An 18,791-nucleotide genomic window follows, 5' to 3' on the forward strand; every position below is an offset into this window, starting at 1 on the left:
AAAATATGAATAAAGTTTTAAAGCAGAACAAATTACAAGAATATATTTTAATTTATTTACATTCTTTAACTATTTGCCCTGCCCCGTTAGCATCAGAACTGGAAGTAGATAAACGGCTGAACGTCGCTACTCTTAATCTGAATGACGATATAAATTACAACGACCACAAGCAACGCCTGAGCAACGAGCGGCATCTTGATAACTGCGCCCTGACTGCGCTCAACCCAACTGTCGGGAACGAAGTGCAGCAGATAGCCCAGAAGCATGAGCGACATCACTCCCCAGTAGCCCTGAACAAGTTGCCAAAATATCTGCGGCTTGAAGTTGCTGAAAATCAGGCCGAGCATCGTAAGCGAGTTGTCGAAACTTGTGTTGCGGAAGAAAACCCAGCCCAAACACACGAAATGGAACGTAACAACAACGCACACGGCATGAAGGAACCATCCGTAGCGATGATTCTTGCCGAAGCCCATGATGTTGTTCCACAAGCGATGGGCAGCCAAGGCAAAGCCGTGCATCGCTCCCCATGCCACGAAGTTCCACGAAGCGCCATGCCACAGTCCGCCCACAAGCATCGTCAGAATCAGATTGACGTAAGTCATGAACTTGCCCTTGCGGTTTCCGCCAAGCGAGATATATACATAATCGCGCAGCCAACTCGACAGCGAGATGTGCCATCTGTGCCAGAACTCGGCAACCGACGCACTCTTGTAAGGGCTGTTGAAGTTCTGCGGAAAGTTAAATCCGAGCAGAAGAGCGATTCCGATAGCCATATCGCTGTAGCCCGAAAAGTCGCAGTAAATCTGAAGGGCAAAACCGTAGATTCCGAGCAGATTCTCCAAGCCCGAATATAGCGACGGGTTGTCGAAAATTCGCTGGACAAAGTTGACGCTTATATAGTCGCAGATGACTGCTTTCTTGAACAATCCGGCAACAATCAGGAACAATCCTTCGCCAAATGTTTCACGAGTAACAATCATCTTTCGGTGTATCTGCGGAATGAAATCGCTCGCCCTAACGATAGGTCCGGCAACCAACTGCGGGAAGAAGCTTACGAAGAAGGCATAGTCGAGCAGACTGTCGAGCGGCTTCAGCTTTCCTCTGTACACATCGATGGTGTAACTGAGCGACTGGAAAGTAAAGAATGATATTCCGACAGGCAGCACGATATCGAGCGTTTCAAAGTGTCCGCCGGTGATATCAGCCCATATCGTTCCGAAGAAATTAGTGTACTTGAAGTAGACGAGGAACGACATATCTACAAGCACGCTGAGCCATACAAAGAGAAGCCTCTGCCACTTCTTGCCCGACGAGTAGATGCCATGTGCCATAACAAAGTCGAAGCACGTTACGATGGCAAGAATCTGGAAGTAAGTGCCGCTGCTCTTGTAGTAAAAATAGTACGAGAAAGCCGTTACGAACAGCAGTCGCGCCGTATGAGCCTTGCGCAGCAATGCGTAGACACAAGAGAAGGCAAGAAACAGGAAAAGGAACAATCCGCTGCTGAAGATGAGTTGGTTCTTCTCGTCATAGTTCAGCAACAACGCAGAAAGTTTGCTAAAATCAATGTCTTGCCACATACTTGTTATATTGTTTTATAATAGCCTCAGCCATCAGTTCGCCCTGATAAGTATAGCCTTCGTGAGTGTAATGAACAAAGTCGCTTCGCATGAACTTTGCCCTTCGCCAGTTTTTGCATGCGCTGGCATCGCCTCCCATAATTCCGTACAAGTCCCAGACTGCAATGTTGTGCTCCTCGGCATAGTTGAGCCAAATCTGGCGCACCTTCTCGGTATTCTTGTTCTCTACCGGAGTTGAAGAATATCGGCGACGTCCCTTGCGGTTTCTGCCGCGCACCCTTATGCGCTTGAACGAGCCGGGCAGCGTGGTGAGCATTATCTTGGCAGACGGACAGCTGTCGTTAATCATAACGCAGAGGCTGTCGAGATTGTTTCTGAACGACTCGCCGCTGAACGAGCCGTAACTCTCGTTTGTTCCAAGCGACACGATAACCAAATCGGGATTCAGCTCCTTAACCCTCGACATATAGTCGCCGCTAAGGAAGTGGGCACACACCGCGCCGTTGCGACCTATCGCGCTGTAAACGATTCCCGGCTTGCCCGTCTCGGTGGCGATGGCAGTTGTCTGATAACTGATTTTCTGAGCCTCAACGGCGCTGTCGCCCCATTCCTTCTCGAGTCTGTGCCGTGCCGCCACGCTGAACACATGTCCCCGGACGTGCGAATCGCCAATGTGAACGATGCGAACGATATCCTTTCCGCCGCGAATCTTGCAGAAGATACTGTCGAGTTCCTCACCGCGGATAAGCTCGTTGCTCTTCATTCCCGGGAAATGCAGCGCGCCGCTGTTTACCGAGTCGGCAGCGATGCTGTCCAAGGCAGCAGCATTCACCGCCGTCTTTTTATCGTCAATATCCTCCGTGCCCTTTGCCATATCTATGCCCACGAAGAGCAGGCACAGCACAAAGAGCAGCAGAATCTTTCTATTCTCTTTCATATTCCTTCCTCTTGTCATAATTATATTTGCCCTCAACAAGAGCATCGTAAAGGAAGTGCGACAGATACTGTCCTCCCTTGAAGTTTATGTGCGTGTAATCGTAGTTTGCCTTCGACGGCTTTGAGTGTACGAGTTCAGCCATCGAGCCTTCGCCGCCCATCGCCTCGAACAGATTCCAGAAGGCAATGTGAGCCTCGGCTGCAATCTGCTGCTGGTATGCCACCAGATTCTTTACGCCCGGCATCGTCTTTATCTCGCCGCTCTCGCTCTTGTATCCGCGGTCGCCCACGCCCACGAGCAGGAATCCCGAGTTAGGGAACGCTTCCTGAAGATACTTGATGGTCTTGAGCATCGCCTTTTTGTAATATCCGTAGTCCTTGCCGAACTTCGATGCCACGTTAAGTCCGTAGTGTATGATGATGAGGTCGTAAGGCCTCTGCTCGGCATACTGGCGGAGTCGGTTCTGCGGAATGCTGCGGAGAGTTGCGCCGCTTCGTCCTCGCATACTGAAACAGTCTACCGAGATGCCTCTGTTGCCCTCCATCGCCACGCCGTAGAACACAGATGAGGCTGTCTCGCCATTTACCGTCCAGCGCACGCGTCCTATCTTGCCCTTCACCTCAGCCTTCTGCAATCCTTCGGAAGGGGCAAAGAGGAATTCCTTTGATTCCGAGCCGTTTACGTTTGCCGTGAGTACGATGTTTCCCGATGTCTGGAAATATATTGTAGAACGTTGGCAGGTGTCGAGCAGAGTTGCATATCTGTTTTGTCCCGACACATTGACGTATGCGCCCTCGCGCGGAATGAAATATCGCTCGTCGATGCCCTGACGGCTCTTGTCGAACCTTGTGGTATCGTTGAATACATGAGCAATCCAGCCCGATGACGACACGCGAACCGTCTGTCTGAATCCATCGGTAATAGAGAATATATCGACATAACTTGCTCCGCATCCGCCGTATTTCTTCTGAAGGAGGGCGCGCAAATCGCCAGTGAAGATATCGCCTTCGATGAACGAATCGCCGAAATAGGCGATGCGCACAGGGCGGTCGAGCGTCTGAAGGCTGTCGAGTGCCTGATAGTATTTCAACATTCCCGTTCCGAGACTGTCGCCGAAATCCTCGATACAGGTAACGCCCTCGCGGCAATGAGCCACAAACGGCGGCTTCACCACCGGCAAAACAACAGTATCCTTCTCGGCTTGCTCTTCTTCCGAAGGGCATATATCCGAAAGGATATTAACCTGTCTAAGCGTTGTGCCACAAATAGTTATGGGGGGCAGGTATCTTAAGGCTGCAAGCATCAGCACTACAAGGAGTGTGAGTAAAAACGTGCGAAGTAGATAATTCTTCATTCCTCTAACAAAATCGGCGGCAAAATTACAAAAAAGGAACGACACGACCAAAAAAGCCCCACCTTTCAAAAGAAAAAGGAAGAGAAATGCGGCTTATAACAAGATACGCGAGTTCGGGACAAAAAAACGCGGTCTGTAATAATATGCAGACAGAAAACGAATCATTATGCAGAAAAGAGGCAAAAAAGCTACTTTCAAGGTAGAGGGTAGTAAGGGGATAGTAAGAGGATAGCAAGGGGGAAGCTTCGAGGAAGGAAGCCGATGCGTATATTGATGCAAATTCAATAGCTTTCACTGTTGACAATTAACAATGCAGGTAAGAAATGTATAATTTATCCCGAATTCGCATACAAGATGATACCCTACTCAGTCCTCTCCAAGAAAGAACTCGTTAGACATTAAAAAGTGCGTTAAAAGCACTTTGAACTAAAAACGCCCCATCATTAGTTTATTTTTACCCTATAGCATTGAAATATAAGGCGTAGCTTTGCTGCGAGTTTTTCTAATCAATTTTACTAACAACTAATACCAAAAAAGTATGACTAAAACATTCTTTAAGTTTCTGATGCTTGCGGCGGCACTGCTATTAACGGCAGCGACGAGCACAACAGCTCAGATAAAGGTGCATAGCATAGGTGACTCTACTATGCAGACCTACGATGAGAGTTCGACCGACAAACGCGGTTGGGCCCAGATGCTACAACAGTTTTTCGATGCCAACTTTGTTACGGTAAACAACCGTGGCAAATCGGGAGCCTCATCGAAAAGTTTCTACAACGAAGCTGCTTACTGGCCAACGATGGTGGCAAGCAAAAGCAGCAACACAACAATCGAGCAGGGCGACTACGTTCTGATTCAGTTTGCCCATAACGACGAGAAGAACAACGGAATGGATGGCGACGAGGTTATTGCATACTACAAGAGCATAGGCAACACAACAGAGGCGGCATCTACCGACTATCGCGGAACAACACCGTTCAACACGTTCAAAAAGTACATTCGTGCATTCATTGACGAGACAAAGGCGCGCGGCGGAATTCCAATTATCGTAACGCCTATCTGCCGAAAATACTTCAGCGGAAGCAACATATCGAGAAAGGGGCAGCACGATTTGGGCGATGGATTCGCAAAACTAACCGAAAGCGGAATAACGACAAACAACAAACTTGCCGAGTCGGATAATACAATGGACTATGTGCAGGCTCTGAAAGATGTAGCATGCGAGTACGATGATGTTCCGGTTGTAGACATTACCGAACTTACCCGAAAAATGTATCTCAGCTACGGAAACGACTTCTGTACAAGCAACATTTTCTGTTCCGACGACTCAACACATCCAAAAGCCCTCGGCGCAACGCTGGTGGCACGTCTGTTTGCTCAGGCAGTTAAGAACGGCGAGAATGCCGTAAGCACACCAAAGAGTAGCGCGGTGCTTGCAAATCTGGCTAAATATGTGGTAGTTAGCAACGAGGTCTCACTTTCACCTTCAGACGGAGATTTGGGAACCGCCTACATCGGCATGACCGTAACCAAAGAGTTCAACATCTCAGCCTTTGGACTTGCCAAGGCTGCGGGTACTTTTACATTCAAGACCGAAGGCGGATTCGAGGTTTCTACCGACAAAACCAATTTCTCTAACTCTGCAAGCATAGATTACAACGGGAATACACTCATCTCTACAATCTACATCCGTTTCAAGGTTTCAGCAGAGGGCATGACAAGAGGCTCGCTCACCGCAACAGACGGAACGACAAGCAAGACCATAGAACTCTCTGCAACAGGAAAAAGCAGCGCAGGAGGAATAGAGACAAGCGTAGTATGGCCTCTAACCAGCAACGCTACGCCAGTGGTTACAGGCAGCATCACCCCTCTTGAGCAGACGATGAGCAACATGACGGTTTCGGGCTACCAAAACATAAACAAGGCTGCCGTGTGGCCCGAGGGCAGCAACTACGATGCAAGCCATACCGTTCAGCGCAACTGCGTGGCTGGCAACAAATGGCCTGCCGGAGAGATTGACGAGGTGAGCGACAGATTCATTCAGTTTGGCGTTTCGGCTCCCGAGAACACAAGCATAGACATTGACAAGATAAGCATGTATGTTGCCGGAGCAGGCGGAAACGGAATGAGATGCAAGATTTACTATTCAACCGATGCCCAGTTTGCAAATCCGGTGCAGATAAAAGAGTTTGCGTCGATGACAAGCAACACAGCATATCTTGTAACCGCCGAGCCTGTGCTTACGCTCGACGAGGGCGAATCGCTCTATCTGCGCATCTATCCTTGGTATTCGGGCGAGGCAACAGGAAAGACAATATGCTTGAGCGACGTCACGATTCACGGAGTGGCAAAAAGCGGAAACTCATCGGCTCAGGCAAGATACAGTCTGACAACAAAAGTCTCTCCTGCCGACGCTGGAAAAATTACAGTAAACCCAGTTCTCACATCATACAAGAAAGGCAGCGAGGCAACTCTCACGGCTACAAGAAACTTCGGATTCACATTTAAGGAATGGCAGGACAACAACGGCAAGACAATCTCTACCGAGCCTACCACAACCATTACAATAGATGCCGACAAAGACATCACTGCCGTCTTCGTTCCGCTTAACGTCTACACTGTAACGGCTCGCACTACCAACGACATGGAGATGTCGCTCGGAAGCGTAACAATATCGCCAAACAATAACGGCAACAAGTATGAGGAGGGAACGGAGATTGTAGCCACTGCCAACGAAAGCAAGATTCTGAAATTCTTGAGTTGGACCGACGATAATGAGAATGCAGGCAACAACGCTATACGTAATCTGAAAGTAAACGGCAACATAGAACTGGTAGCCAACTACGAGGTTCAGGACTTCATTGCCGTATTCGACGCTTCGAAGGTTCAGGGATATGCCTACAACACAACAGCCGAATATCCTTACAACGCCGACGTTGTATGGGATGCAAGCAGAAACGCAAAGGCAAGCATCGTAAGAGTTAGCGACGGCTCTCTGGTTTACACGCAGAACGGCGGAACTCCAGTAGTGCGCAACCGAGAGTCTGCAACATTAAGCGGTCTTAACGGTCTTTACCAAAACGGCTACCGCACAACCGACGTGGCATTCCAATATCAGTTCTCGACAATCGGATTCACCTCGGCAACGATGTATGCCGGAATGGCTGCCAAGAACATGGCAAGCGCAAACTGGAAGGCTCAGATAAGCACCGACGGAAAATCATTTGCCGACATCGACGGAGCAAAATGGACAATCACGGCAAATGTTCTGAAAGATGACATCGCAATAAGTCTGCCAGAATCGGCAATGGACAAAAATCTGGTTACAATACGCATTGTAGGAGACGGCGACGCTACTCTTAGCACATCGTACCAGTTCGACAAAAAGTTCGACGGACTCGACTACTGCGACCATTCAGAAACAGGCTTCGGCAATGTTTTCGTCCTCGGAACAGCCAAGGTTGTGAAAGACAACGACGCCCCCGTTGTTACAAGCGTTCTTCCGACTAATGGCTCAACCGGAACAAGCAGTTCAGGAACAATCACAGTATCGTTCAACGAACGCATCCGCAGCGCAAACCTCGTAAACGGCAAGGTTTCGATTTCGGGCGGCGGCGAGACAAAGGAACTTGAACCAACATGGAACTCGCGCTCCGTTTCGTTCAACTACTTCAACCTGAAATACGGCACAACCTACAACTTCGTGATGCCTGCCGGATTTGCCGAAGACCTTTCGGGCAACGCCGCTCCTGAGGTTAAGGTAGAATTTACGGTTATGGACAGACAGAAGCCGGCTCAACGCACATTCAACGCCATTGTTGACCATTCCCTCAGCGTAGACAAGATTGAGGCTTCAGCCGACATGCCAGCGCAGTATCGATACATTCAGGATGCGATAGACGACGCACCTTCGGCATCAGCAAAGCCTTATCTCATCTACATAAAAGAAGGTTATTACAAAGACCCTAACAAGACGTTCAATGCAAGCTACGGAATGAGATACGCCGACACATCGGCTGGCTCGACAAGCACCGAGACCGTTCAGATTCCGGGCGGAGCAAACGAATACGACAAATGTAATCTGGTTTGCGTAAACAAGCCAAACATTCACCTCATCGGTCAGGCAGTAGATAAAGTTACGATTGCCGGTGACCGTCTTGACGGTGGCTGTTCTGACAGAACACGCGTGTGGTATCACATAAACGCAGGTGCTTCGATGGAGGTTACGGCAGCGGCAACCGACTTCTTCATGGAGAACGTAACGCTTGTAAACGAGGCTTGGACCGTAGAGAAGATGGCTGGTCCTCAGGCTCTCGCGCTTAACATGTCGTCAGACCGCGCAGTTATAAACAACTGCAATGTCCGCTCTTATCAAGACACCTATTATTCGGCTTCGACATACAACCGCCAGTTCTGGAACAACTCAACAATCGAGGGCGCGGTCGACTTCATATACGGTTCGGGCGATGTATTCTTCGAGGGTTGTACGCTGAAAATCGTGCGTCAGGCAGGCGGATATATCGTCGCGCCAAACCATCCAGCCAACACCCGATGGGGATATGTGTTCAACAACACCAAGATTGTCAGCGGAGTAACATCTCCTTCGAGCGACACCAAGGTATACTTTGGCCGCCCATGGCACGAAACTCCTATGACGGTATTCCTTCACACACAGAGCGAGGTTACTCCATACGACGGCATTTGGTATCCAACAATGGGCGGTCTGCCTAAACTCTGGGCGGTGTACGACATGTGGGATGCCAACGGATATGCTCGCAGCACAGAGAGCATCAGCGACTATTACTATACCGACAAGGCAACAGGCAACAAGGTGAGCGGCAAGGCTAAGAACTTCCTTACCGACGATGAGGCTAAGCAATACACCATCGAGAACGTGTTCAGCGGCGACAAGAGCAGCGGCAAGACAGGCTATTGGAATCCGCAGCCTATAGTAGAGAAGACTTCAACTCCAGTTCTCTCGCTTAACGGCAACGTAATAACATGGAATGCCGACGACTATGCCATCTGCTATGTTGTAACGGTAAACGGAAAGGCCGTAAGTTTCCCAACTGAATGCAGATTTGTTGCAAATGTGGGAGATGTGGTTTCCGTTCAGTCTGTAAACGAGCATGGCGCACTTTCAGATGCTTCTGAAAGCGTTACGGTTCTCACTACCGATATTAAGAATATCTCGGCTAATAGGAATACTGAAAGCGACGCATCATTCTCAGTAAACGGAATGAAACTGAACAAGCCTTCGCAGCACGGCGTTTACATCGAGAACGGCAAGAAGGTTTATAAGAAGTAAACGAATTAAAAGACATCAAACCCAAAAGAGACTGATACCAGCAACGGCATCAGCCTCTTTTTCTGTTCTGCATCAAAGCGTTTGCTATTTTAACTGTAACTTTGACGGAACACGATGAAAGATGTTTTATATTTGCGCAAATCTTTTATGCCAAATTAAACTATGCGCCAGTTCGGGATAAGATTAGAGTTCAAACAGCTCAAGTTGTCTTGATTTTTCGACATGCACAGGAAGGGCATCCGGCTTGTTCTCGAAGAAGCAATATGCAGTAAGGGCAGAGCAGATGTTCATGATAAAATTATGTATCGAGCGATGGCGTGAGTGCACAAGGTTTTTTAATTATTAATTTTATTTTTTTATGAAAAAAATTAGTTTGTTTACCATTGCTATTATTCTACTTCTGACTCTTACAGGATGTCCAGAAACGGTTGAAACTAGCTGTATAGTTGTAAAAAACGTGTCAGAATCAGGCATTGTTGTGGCTGCGTTAAAAACACGCGATTTTATTCCTAATTCGAATAAAATCGTTACAATAAGAGATAATCATTGTTTATACGATACTGTTTTGACAGAAAGTAATAACTATTTCTTTTACGATATCGCTCCTAATACAAAGCAAGAGATTACCACATATCTTGATGATGATGTTTATATAACAGACACAGTAACATTATTTATTTTAGACGAGGCTGTATACAATAGTCACTCATGGCAAACAATCGTCGATAATAATGAGATATTGGCAAGATATGACATACCTGCAAAATACTATTTTGACAATTTCAGTCGTAGAAATCCTATAACATATCCTCCTACAGAATATATGTCAGGCATTGTTGTGCGTAAATTCGATTGATAAGAGATTCAACATTTGCAGATTTCCAATCTTTCTTGCTGCCAAATTCTTGCGTCCCTTCGGTAACAAGCTAACGAAGTTCGAGCGCAGAAATTCGGCAGAACGTAAGATTAGACAAATACGTCATCAAATAAAAAAGAGGGTGTGTCAAAAAAAACAGACATGCCCTCTTTTTTTTGTTTGCCAAACTGCCGACAAAATATTTACATGTAGAATCTCAGACCAAATTGAAGGTCCATTCGCTCTATTCCGTAGAAATCGTACTTTGAGGTGTCTATTCCCTCAGGCCTTTCCATCGACATCCTGAACGAATCAAGCTGCAAGCCAATGCCAATCTTGTCCGACATCTTATAATGAACTCCCATCTGAGCCATCACTCCCATACGGCTAATGCTCTCTGAGACGGAGTTATAACTGTTTGATATGCTTTCGGTATAATTCGTATAGCCCAAACCTAACTGAACATCCCAAATCCATTTTTTGCCAAGTTTCATGCTTGCCGCCAGACTTGGACCGATGTAATGCATCTTTAACTTCAAGTCGTTGTCGAATGATGTTCCGAAGTACTGGTAGTTTACGCCAAGACCAAATCCATAGTTCCAGATGTGCTGATAGTCGGCAGAAACATTAAATCCCATCTTGCGCTTATATGTGCCATTATAAGTCGTAAATTCTGACAGAATCCATCCGGGACCTACGCCAACCTTTACAACGTCATGAGGAACATCGTAGAGTTTCTTCTGTCTCTGAATCATCGCGTTGGCATATTCGGCATATTCGGCATCATGCCTCTCCTCGATATTCTGGAGCGATGTCTGAGTATCAGACTTTACCAAGCTGTCGGGCATAAGCATAATAGTACCCCAGAAACGATGGCAGGTTGACTTTCCGTCGGGATATTTATGTTTGTCTATACGCAGCACGTTACCACCACTTTCGGCAGTCTTCCTTACCGCCAAAGCCAGCATATTGCCATAGAGACAATTTTTTGTAGGCGTAAGTCCGCCGTCTACACATTTTACCTTTCCGATAGTCTTTGCTGCCGCAGGTACAGAATCGCTCACATCGTAAACCATAACTGAGTTGGCAGGGCGAGAGGGATATGCTTCTGTAAGTTCTGCCACTACCTTTGGTGATGTCTGACAACTTGCTGCCATTATAACTGTCAGCACACCAGAAAATACCTTTTTCATCTTATTTTTCTTTGTAATAGGATATTGAATTGAATGATTGTGCAAAAATATACTTTTCTTGCAAATCTGCAAAGGTTTTCTACACATGAGTTCGGGATTAAATTCAATACATCTCTTACTTTTACAACATATAATTTGTTGATTATATAAAAGTACTTTTCATCTGTAGACGCTGGAAGCGTCTCCGCTTAATAACCGTAGGTCGGGACGACCTGCGGAATAAGAGCTATCAACAACAAGCACTCTGAAGGAGTGCCCCATCTGTCGCAATGGGCGACCGCTTTCAGGGTCGATGATATTCGTTGTGTTTCAGCCCGCAGATCCTACGGATGCTGCGGTTACTGAGAGGTGACGCCTTCAGCGTCATTCCGAATAATCATCTGGAGATGGCGTTTCTTATCCCGAAATCTATGTTTGCCATATTACAATTCGGCTAAGCAGAAGGTTTCGGGATTCCTTCGGGATGCGTTCGGGTTTTGCACATTTATACCATGCTATTCAACAAAAAACGGCGGCATCCCAACAGAAAGAAGGAATGCCGCCGCGTTTTTTATGCTTTCAGAGCCTCATCAGATGCTCTGTTCTACGTTCCACACAAATGCTCTCAGACCGAGCATCGGGTTGTCCTCGTCGAGTTGACGCAGACGCTCAAGAACCGTCTCTACCAATTTATCCTCAACAATAGTAAGGATGGCATTGTTCATTGACGGCCATGCGTGCGAACCAAGGTGCGGTTCACCGTTCTTCGAGCCTCTTCCGCCTACGCCCTGCAAAAGCGTGTAGCCACGGGCGGTAGACTTTGTAAGCACTTCTACTACATCATCGTGATGTGCCTGATCGTATGTTATAAAAATAGTCTTCATATCAAGAATCTGTATTATTCAATATACTTGTGTGATGAGTGCTCCATTGAAGTAGCACGGCTTGCGCTCAACTGCTCCTCGGCCTTGTGCTCCTTCCAATACTCGTTAAGTTCACGGTCTGCTCTCAGGCTGCGGCGCTTTCTCCAGATGCCCACAGAACCGAAGATACAGAACATTGCAGGAACATAGATAAGAGTAAGGATTGTTGAAACCGTAAGACCACCGATAACAGCAACACCAAGCGGACGCCACATCTCAGCACCTACACCCGTACCAATAGCCATCGGAACCATACCAAGTACGGTTGTAAGTGTTGTCATGAGGATTGGGCGCAGACGGCTGCGGGCTGCCACTACAGCCGAGTGGATAAGGCTCAGACCTCGCTCGCGCATAAGCTGAGTGTAGTCGATGAGCACGATACCGTTCTTAACCACAATACCGATAAGCATGATACCACCAAGCATTGACATGATGTTCATGTTTGTGCCAGTTGTCAGCAACGCAAGAATGATTCCAGAGAATGCAAACGGCACGGAAAGGATGATGATGAACGGATATGTCAGACTCTCAAACTGAGCCGCCATCACGATGAACACAAGGATGATAATAAGTATACCGAGTGTTCCGAGGTCTCTGTTACTATCCATCTGGTCTTCGTACGAACCTGCCACCTGAACGGTAACTGTTGACGGATAATCCATACCCTTGTATATCTTCTGACCAAGCTCAACACCATCAGAAAGCGCATATCCATCGGCAAGAACGGCATTAACCGTTACGATACGCTGACGGTCCTTACGCTCGATGGTTGGCGGAATGGCAGACTCCTTTATCGTTGCGATGTCGCGGATTCTTACGTTCTGTCCCTTGGCATTAGGGATAACCATGTTCTCGATGTCATCAACCGAGATACGGGCAGAAGGCTCGTAGCGAACCTTGATGTCGTACTCCTCACCGTCCTCGCGATAGTATGACATCTGGCTACCGTAGATGAGGCTTCGAACGCTTGTTGCGGCAGCAGAAAGACCGATGCCCTGCTGAGCCAGTTTGTCGCGGTCGAACTCAACAACAATTTCAGGCTGATAGTCGGAACGCGAGATGTTAACCTGAGTAATCATATCGCTATGACTGCGCAGAGAGTCGGCAAGTTCGTCGGCAACGCGCTTGGTCTCGTCCATGTCGTATCCGTAAATCTCGAACGATGCTGTACTCTGACCGCCCATTCCGCCGCCCGAGTTACCGCCAAGAAGTACGTTGTACTTGGCAAGTTCTGGGATTGCCTTACAGTCGGCACGCATCTCGTCGCAAATCTGAGCCAATCCTTTCTCACGCTCGTTAGACGGAATCATCTGTACGTTGAACGAAATGATGTGCGAACCGTTATCGCGGAGCGAAGCGAATGTGTTGTCATCGCCAGCCTGACCAACGGTAAAGTTACAACTCTGCATTGTCTTGCCGTAACGCTCAATCCACTTGTTGGTAAGAGCCTTTGCCACTTCCTCGGCCTTCTCAACTCGTGTACCGATAGGAAGTTCGAGCGTTACACCCACACGACCGCTATCGTTGGCAGGGAAGAACTCACTCTTGATTCCGAACACAGCAACAGCACCAATACTCATTGCAAAGAATGCAAAACAGCCCACAATCACAATATAGCGATGGCGAACCGCCCAGTTGATTCGGCGCTCATACCAGTCGTCGAGCGAGTCGAGAGCGTTGGCAACAGGCGTATAGAGCTTCTTGAACAGCTTGCTCTGCTTCTTCTGCAAACGAAGCAACAGCGAACAAAGCATAGGAGTGAACGAAAGCGCACTAAGAGTAGAAACCGTCATGATGATACACATCATCCAACCCAACTCCTTAAACAGGATTCCGGCAATACCCGTAACCATTGTAAGTGGGAAGAACACGGCAATCATTGTAAGCGTTGAGGCTACAACCGAGATGGCCACCTCGTTGGTAGCATGAACGGCAGCCTGCTTAGGATTAGAACCGCGCTCAATGTGCGTAGTAACATTCTCGAGCACAACGATGGCATCGTCCACAACGTTACCGATGGCAATACTCAAACAAGAAAGCGAAATCATGTTGAACGAACTGCCCGTTGCATACAGATAGATGAACGAGGCAATCAACGACATCGGGATGGTGATTACGATAATCACGGTTGCTCTCCATCGGCCAAGGAAGATGAACACAACCAATGCCACGAACAGCATAGCGTATGCAATGGTCTCAACCAGAGAGTCGATTGTGTGGTGGATGTTCTCCGAAGTATTAACGATGATACCCAATTTTACATCCGAAGGAAGATTCTTCTCAAGGTCAGGAAGCATCTTCATAACCTTGTCCGAGATGGCAACAGAGTTTGCGCCGCTCTGCTTCTGCACCACAATCATGGCACCCTGAACGCCGTTGTTGAATGTGCGCTGCGCACGCTCCTCAAGGTTATCCTCAATGCGAGCCACATCGCGAAGATATACGTTCGTTCCGTTGCGAGTGCCAACAACAACGTTCAGCATCTGCTGAGGGTCTGTAAACTCGCCCTCGACACGAACCGTGTATGTCTGCGTACCAACATCAACAGTACCGTTTGTAACGTTTCGGTTCTCGGCAGCGATGGCGTTACTAACCTGAGCCGGGCTGAGGTTGTAAGCCTCCATCTTCTGTGGGTCCATGTAGATGTTAATCTCACGCTGCGGAGCACCCGAGATTGACACCGTACCCACTCCGTCAACACGCGCCAACGGGTTGGCAACATGCTCATCGAGCAACTTGTAGAGTGCCTTCTGGCTCTCGTCTGCCTGAACAGAGATGAGCAGAATAGGAATCATATCGGTAGAGAACTTGAACAGGATAGGCGTCTGAGCCTCATCAGGCAAGGCGCTGCTAACCATGTCAAGCTTGTCTCGCACGTTGTTTGTGAGCACATCGATATCGTAACCATACTCAAACTGAAGGGTGATTACAGAGATGTTCTCGCGCGAGTTTGACGTGATGTGCTTGAGGTGCTCAACAGAGTTAAGCGTATTCTCAAGCGGACGGGTCACATTATTCTCAATATCATTGGCGCTGGCTCCTGTGTAGTAAGTCATTACCATGATAGTATTGGTATCTATATCCGGATACAAGTCGATAGGCAACTTGAAGAATGAGAAGATACCAAAGACTATGACGGCAAAGAAACAGAGGCTCGTCATAATCGGGCGTTTTACCGCTCCTTCGTATAAACTCATATAATTTCTTTTTTGTTAGAATGAATAAAACAGAGGCGGCTGTTACTTAACAACCTCAACCTTACGGCCGTTAGTCAAGCGGCTCTGACCGGCAACAACGACCTTAGAACCCGGCTCAACGCCGCTCATAAGTTCGTAACTTGTGCCGATGTGCTTGCCAAGTTCAACTTTCTGGTATACAACAGAATCGCCCTGATATACATAAACATAGCGGTCGCCTGCACCAACCTGCTTTACAAGAGCCTCGTCTGGCACAAGCACATGGCGCTGTGAGCCGAAACTTACGGTTGCACGGGCAAACATACCCGGACGAACCTTCTGCTTGCTGTTGTTTATCGTAATCTCAACAGGGAAGGTGTGAGTTGCGGCATCGATGGTTGGGTAAACGATTGTTACCTTTCCGGTGAAGTTCTCGCCCTCGTAAGCATCGAGAGTGATGTCAACCGACTGACCTTTCTTTATCAACTTGTAATAGTTTTCAGAAACGTTAACCAAAAGTTTTACAGGGTTTGTCTGCTCAACCGTAAGTATTGGAGTGTTTGTGTACATATCGCCGTTATCGTAGTTGCGGGCTGTAACAACGCCGCTGATAGGGCTCAGGAGTTGTGTGTTCTGAACCATCTGGCGATACTGAGTCTGAAGCACGTCGAGGTTCATCTTCATATTGTCGTACTCAGCCTTTGATGCACCGCCAACCTTGTAGAGAGCCTCAACACGGTTGAACTCAATCTGAGTGTTGTCAATCTGAAGTTTCAACTGGCGGAGTGACGACTGGTCGAGCTGTACGAGCACCTGACCCTTGCGAACCTGATCGCCCACCTCAACATAAATCTTCTCGATACGGTAAGGCACGTTAGGCGAGATGTTGTTCTTAACATCGCTCTCAACAGTAGCCGTGTAAACCTCGGTCTGTGCAATGTCATCCTCAACCACATCGGCAATCTTTACCTGTGGTATCTCTTTTGCCTTGTCAGTCTCATTTTCCTTGTCCTTCTTTCCGCAAGAAACAAGCGTGCAAGCTGCTATCGCAGCAAAAGCCATAAACTTTATCTTATTCATTGTCTTATTTATTATCGTTATTGTTTGCATTTTCCTTTGCAGGTTTCTTTGCCTTCAGTACAGAGCCGTCATCCTCAGGCTCCATCTCAAGATACTTGCTTTCATGTCCAAGCACATAGTTAAGGTCGGTACGGGCTGAAAGATAATCGTATATTGACTGCTTGTAGGTAAGTTTGGCCGAGGTTACGTCTACAACCGACGAGTTGAGTTCGAGAATCGTTCCCTTTCCTACCTCGTATCTCTTCTCGGCAATGGTGCGGGCCTTCTCTGACTTTACTACTGCCTCTTTGTTAGACTCTACCTGCTCCTGACTTGCCGACATGTTGTCGAGATAAGTCTGAACCTGCATGTTTATCTGTCGTTCGGCGTTTGTTCTGTTCAGCGCGAGTTCTCTCTGCTGCATCTTAACCTTCTTCAAAGAAGTCCAGTTCTTTGCGCGGAAGATTGGAATTGTTACGTTGAGAGTTGCGTAAACGTATGGGTTGTACTTGTACTTGAACAGGTTCCAGTTGTCAGACATACTTGTGTAGAGATATGCGCCCGACAACGAAACGGTAGGCAGGAAACTTGTCTTAGAAATAGCCAGATTGTGGTTAAGAATCTGCTGGTTCAGGTCGAGTTGGCGGAGTGTAGTATTATCCTCGAGCGAGAGCGATGACATCTGAATCTGATCCTTCAGCTGAGCCTCGTAGTTCTCAAGTTTGTCGTTTACCTCAATCTCAACATTGCTATCCATTCCCATCAGCACCTTCAACTGAAGTTTTGCAAGGGCAATGGAATTCTTTGCCGATACCACCTGAGGCTTTATGTTGCGAGCCTGAACCTCGGCACTTATCTTGTCATACTCGCTCACTCTGCCTTGGTCAAACTTGTCGCTTATCACCTTGTAGTTCTGCTCGGCAACCGAGTAACTTGCAGCAAGCACCTCGTAGCTGTCCTGAGCCAGAAGAAGCTGATAATAAGCCTTTGATACCTGTTTTATAAGGTCGAGTTTAGAAGAGCGCGAAGCCTCGACTGCCAGACTGATGTCTGTCTTTGTTAACTTCATCGTCTTGTAAAGCGAAGGTGAATACACTGGGATATTAAGTGCCAGACCGGCATTCACCGTGTTAGGCGAACCCATCTTGATGTCTCTGTCCATCATGTGAATTGTCTGCACCTTGAAGTTGTGAGTAAAACTGCCCGTAAAATCGAGAGTCGGGTAAAGTCCCTCGGTGGTCTCCTTGTCGGCGAGTTTCTTCAGTTCAATGTCCTGATTCGCAATCCTTACCGACGGATTCTGCTTTACCGCATACTCAATAGCCTTTTCGAGGTTGAGCTGCACCGTCTCTGCGTTCGCCACCTGCGAGCCAACGGCACACAAAGCCAGCAACCAGTTTCGGCCTACTGAAAAAAACATTCTACTTTTCATTAAAATCTTATTTTACCTTTATTTATTTAGAAACAAGCTGTCGAATAACATTCGTCCTTTTTCCGTACAAATACCTCTGACACTTATAAAAAACATCGTACGGAACGATTCCTCCATCGAAAACTCCTTCAGTTTCGAATTGTCTTTCATAAATCCCTCGCGAACTACCTCGTTCACCAAGCGTAAAAGTCCGTAATTTATTTCCGGAAGGAACAAGCCCTGTTCAACTCCGCGAGCAAAAAACTGGCCGGCGGTCTTGTTACGCTCAGCCGACTCGCACTTTATCATCTCCTGCAACTTTGGATACTTTACGATGTCGTCGTACAATCGCGGATTCACAGTCTGAATCTCGTTCATGTGCATTTTGTATAGTTCGTAAAGGAACGTCAGAACATTGTCACAGTTCTCGTACATACTCTTTAGGCGAGCCTGTTTTTCGCTATTCAGAAGACGGAAGCAGTCCTCGAGCAACGCCTCCTTGTCCTCATACACCTCGTACAGAGTTCGCTTACTGATACAAAGAGAAGACGCTATCTTGTCCATCGTTACAGGCTTGATACCATCTTTTGCAAATGCTTCAATCGAAACTCTCAGAATCCTTCCCTTCAGTTCCTCTCTCTTTGAATCCCTTTCTTCCATTAAAATGTTATTCTATTCATTAAAACTTAAAATGACGCTGCAAAGATAGAAAACTTTTTCAATATGATAAAGTTTTCGAAAACTTTTTTTTCTTTTCGGGTTTTCTATTGTTTTTCCTGTTCCGAACATTCTGTTTTTATATCCGAATGAGACATCTGACAGAATATCGGCATAACTAAAATTTATGCAACATTTGTTATACATTACCTGATAGAAAATGTATAAAACAGTCAGTCTGATAATAAAAAACGTGGTTTTCTGTATTTTTATATGAAAAAAAATGGATTTCGCATGCATAAATGCCTTTTTTTACAAAAATATTTATTAAAACTAACGATTTGTTAGCAAAAAGTTT

The 18,791-nt window shown here is 47.0% G+C and carries 11 protein-coding genes and 1 pseudogene; 2 read left to right on the forward strand and 10 right to left on the reverse strand.

The features are described 5' to 3' along the window. Window positions 1-92: 92 nt before the first annotated feature. From T538_RS0103535 to T538_RS0103545, 3 genes are read right to left on the reverse strand one after another with little or no spacing between them, the layout of a single operon-like run. Window positions 93-1,580, reverse strand: coding sequence for an MBOAT family O-acyltransferase (locus T538_RS0103535; protein WP_031532188.1), 1,488 nt, complete (start codon window positions 1,578-1,580; stop codon window positions 93-95). After that, complete coding sequence (locus T538_RS0103540; protein WP_197025745.1) at window positions 1,564-2,517, reverse strand: GDSL-type esterase/lipase family protein; 954 nt, start codon at window positions 2,515-2,517, stop codon at window positions 1,564-1,566. Before T538_RS0103540 ends, T538_RS0103535 begins: the two co-directional genes overlap by 17 nt. Then, entirely contained in the window at window positions 2,504-3,871 is a 1,368-nt protein-coding gene (locus T538_RS0103545) for an SGNH/GDSL hydrolase family protein (RefSeq protein ID WP_031532190.1), read from the reverse strand. The genes T538_RS0103540 and T538_RS0103545 overlap by 14 nt, the downstream gene beginning before the upstream one ends. A 538-nt stretch (window positions 3,872-4,409) precedes the next feature. Between T538_RS0103545 and T538_RS17585 the strand changes: the two genes are divergently transcribed. After that, window positions 4,410-9,179: a pectinesterase family protein gene (locus T538_RS17585; protein WP_051655858.1), complete on the forward strand. Its 4,770-nt coding sequence runs from the start codon at window positions 4,410-4,412 to the stop codon at window positions 9,177-9,179. Window positions 9,180-9,362: 183 nt separating this feature from the next. Here the strand turns inward: T538_RS17585 and T538_RS18780 are convergent. Further along, window positions 9,363-9,512 (reverse strand): annotated as a pseudogene (locus T538_RS18780) (IS982 family transposase); the annotation flags it as partial. 25 nt (window positions 9,513-9,537) lie between these two features. Here T538_RS18780 and T538_RS0103560 point away from each other — a divergent pair. After that, window positions 9,538-10,035 (forward strand): hypothetical protein, encoded by a 498-nt coding sequence (locus tag T538_RS0103560; RefSeq protein WP_051655859.1) that lies wholly within the window; start codon window positions 9,538-9,540, stop codon window positions 10,033-10,035. A gap of 203 nt (window positions 10,036-10,238) precedes the next feature. On the opposite strand, the gene T538_RS0103565 is transcribed toward T538_RS0103560, so the two are convergent. The 6 genes from T538_RS0103565 to T538_RS0103590 all read right to left on the reverse strand — a co-directional run bounded on the left by T538_RS0103565 (window position 10,239) and on the right by T538_RS0103590 (window position 18,436). Continuing rightward, the gene (locus T538_RS0103565) at window positions 10,239-11,228 is read right to left on the reverse strand and encodes an outer membrane beta-barrel protein (protein WP_031532194.1); all 990 of its coding nucleotides are present in this window, start codon (window positions 11,226-11,228) and stop codon (window positions 10,239-10,241) included. Window positions 11,229-11,797: 569 nt separating this feature from the next. Further along, window positions 11,798-12,091, reverse strand: a complete 294-nt coding sequence (locus T538_RS0103570) for a PG0541 family transporter-associated protein (protein WP_031532196.1) — start codon at window positions 12,089-12,091, stop codon at window positions 11,798-11,800. Between the two features lie 14 nt (window positions 12,092-12,105). After that, complete coding sequence (locus T538_RS0103575; RefSeq protein WP_051655860.1) at window positions 12,106-15,327, reverse strand: efflux RND transporter permease subunit; 3,222 nt, start codon at window positions 15,325-15,327, stop codon at window positions 12,106-12,108. Between the two features lie 42 nt (window positions 15,328-15,369). Further along, window positions 15,370-16,386 carry an efflux RND transporter periplasmic adaptor subunit gene (locus T538_RS0103580; RefSeq protein ID WP_031532198.1) on the reverse strand — a complete coding sequence of 339 codons (1,017 nt, stop codon included), beginning with the start codon at window positions 16,384-16,386 and terminating at the stop codon, window positions 15,370-15,372. 4 nt (window positions 16,387-16,390) lie between these two features. After that, window positions 16,391-17,797: a TolC family protein gene (locus tag T538_RS0103585; RefSeq protein ID WP_081834848.1), complete on the reverse strand. Its 1,407-nt coding sequence runs from the start codon at window positions 17,795-17,797 to the stop codon at window positions 16,391-16,393. 18 nt (window positions 17,798-17,815) lie between these two features. Continuing rightward, window positions 17,816-18,436, reverse strand: a complete 621-nt coding sequence (locus tag T538_RS0103590; RefSeq protein WP_031532200.1) for a TetR/AcrR family transcriptional regulator — start codon at window positions 18,434-18,436, stop codon at window positions 17,816-17,818. Window positions 18,437-18,791: the final 355 nt, after the last annotated feature.

Source organism: Bacteroides sp. Ga6A2 (genome assembly GCF_000702225.1).
Lineage (GTDB): Bacteria > Bacteroidota > Bacteroidia > Bacteroidales > Bacteroidaceae > Ga6A1.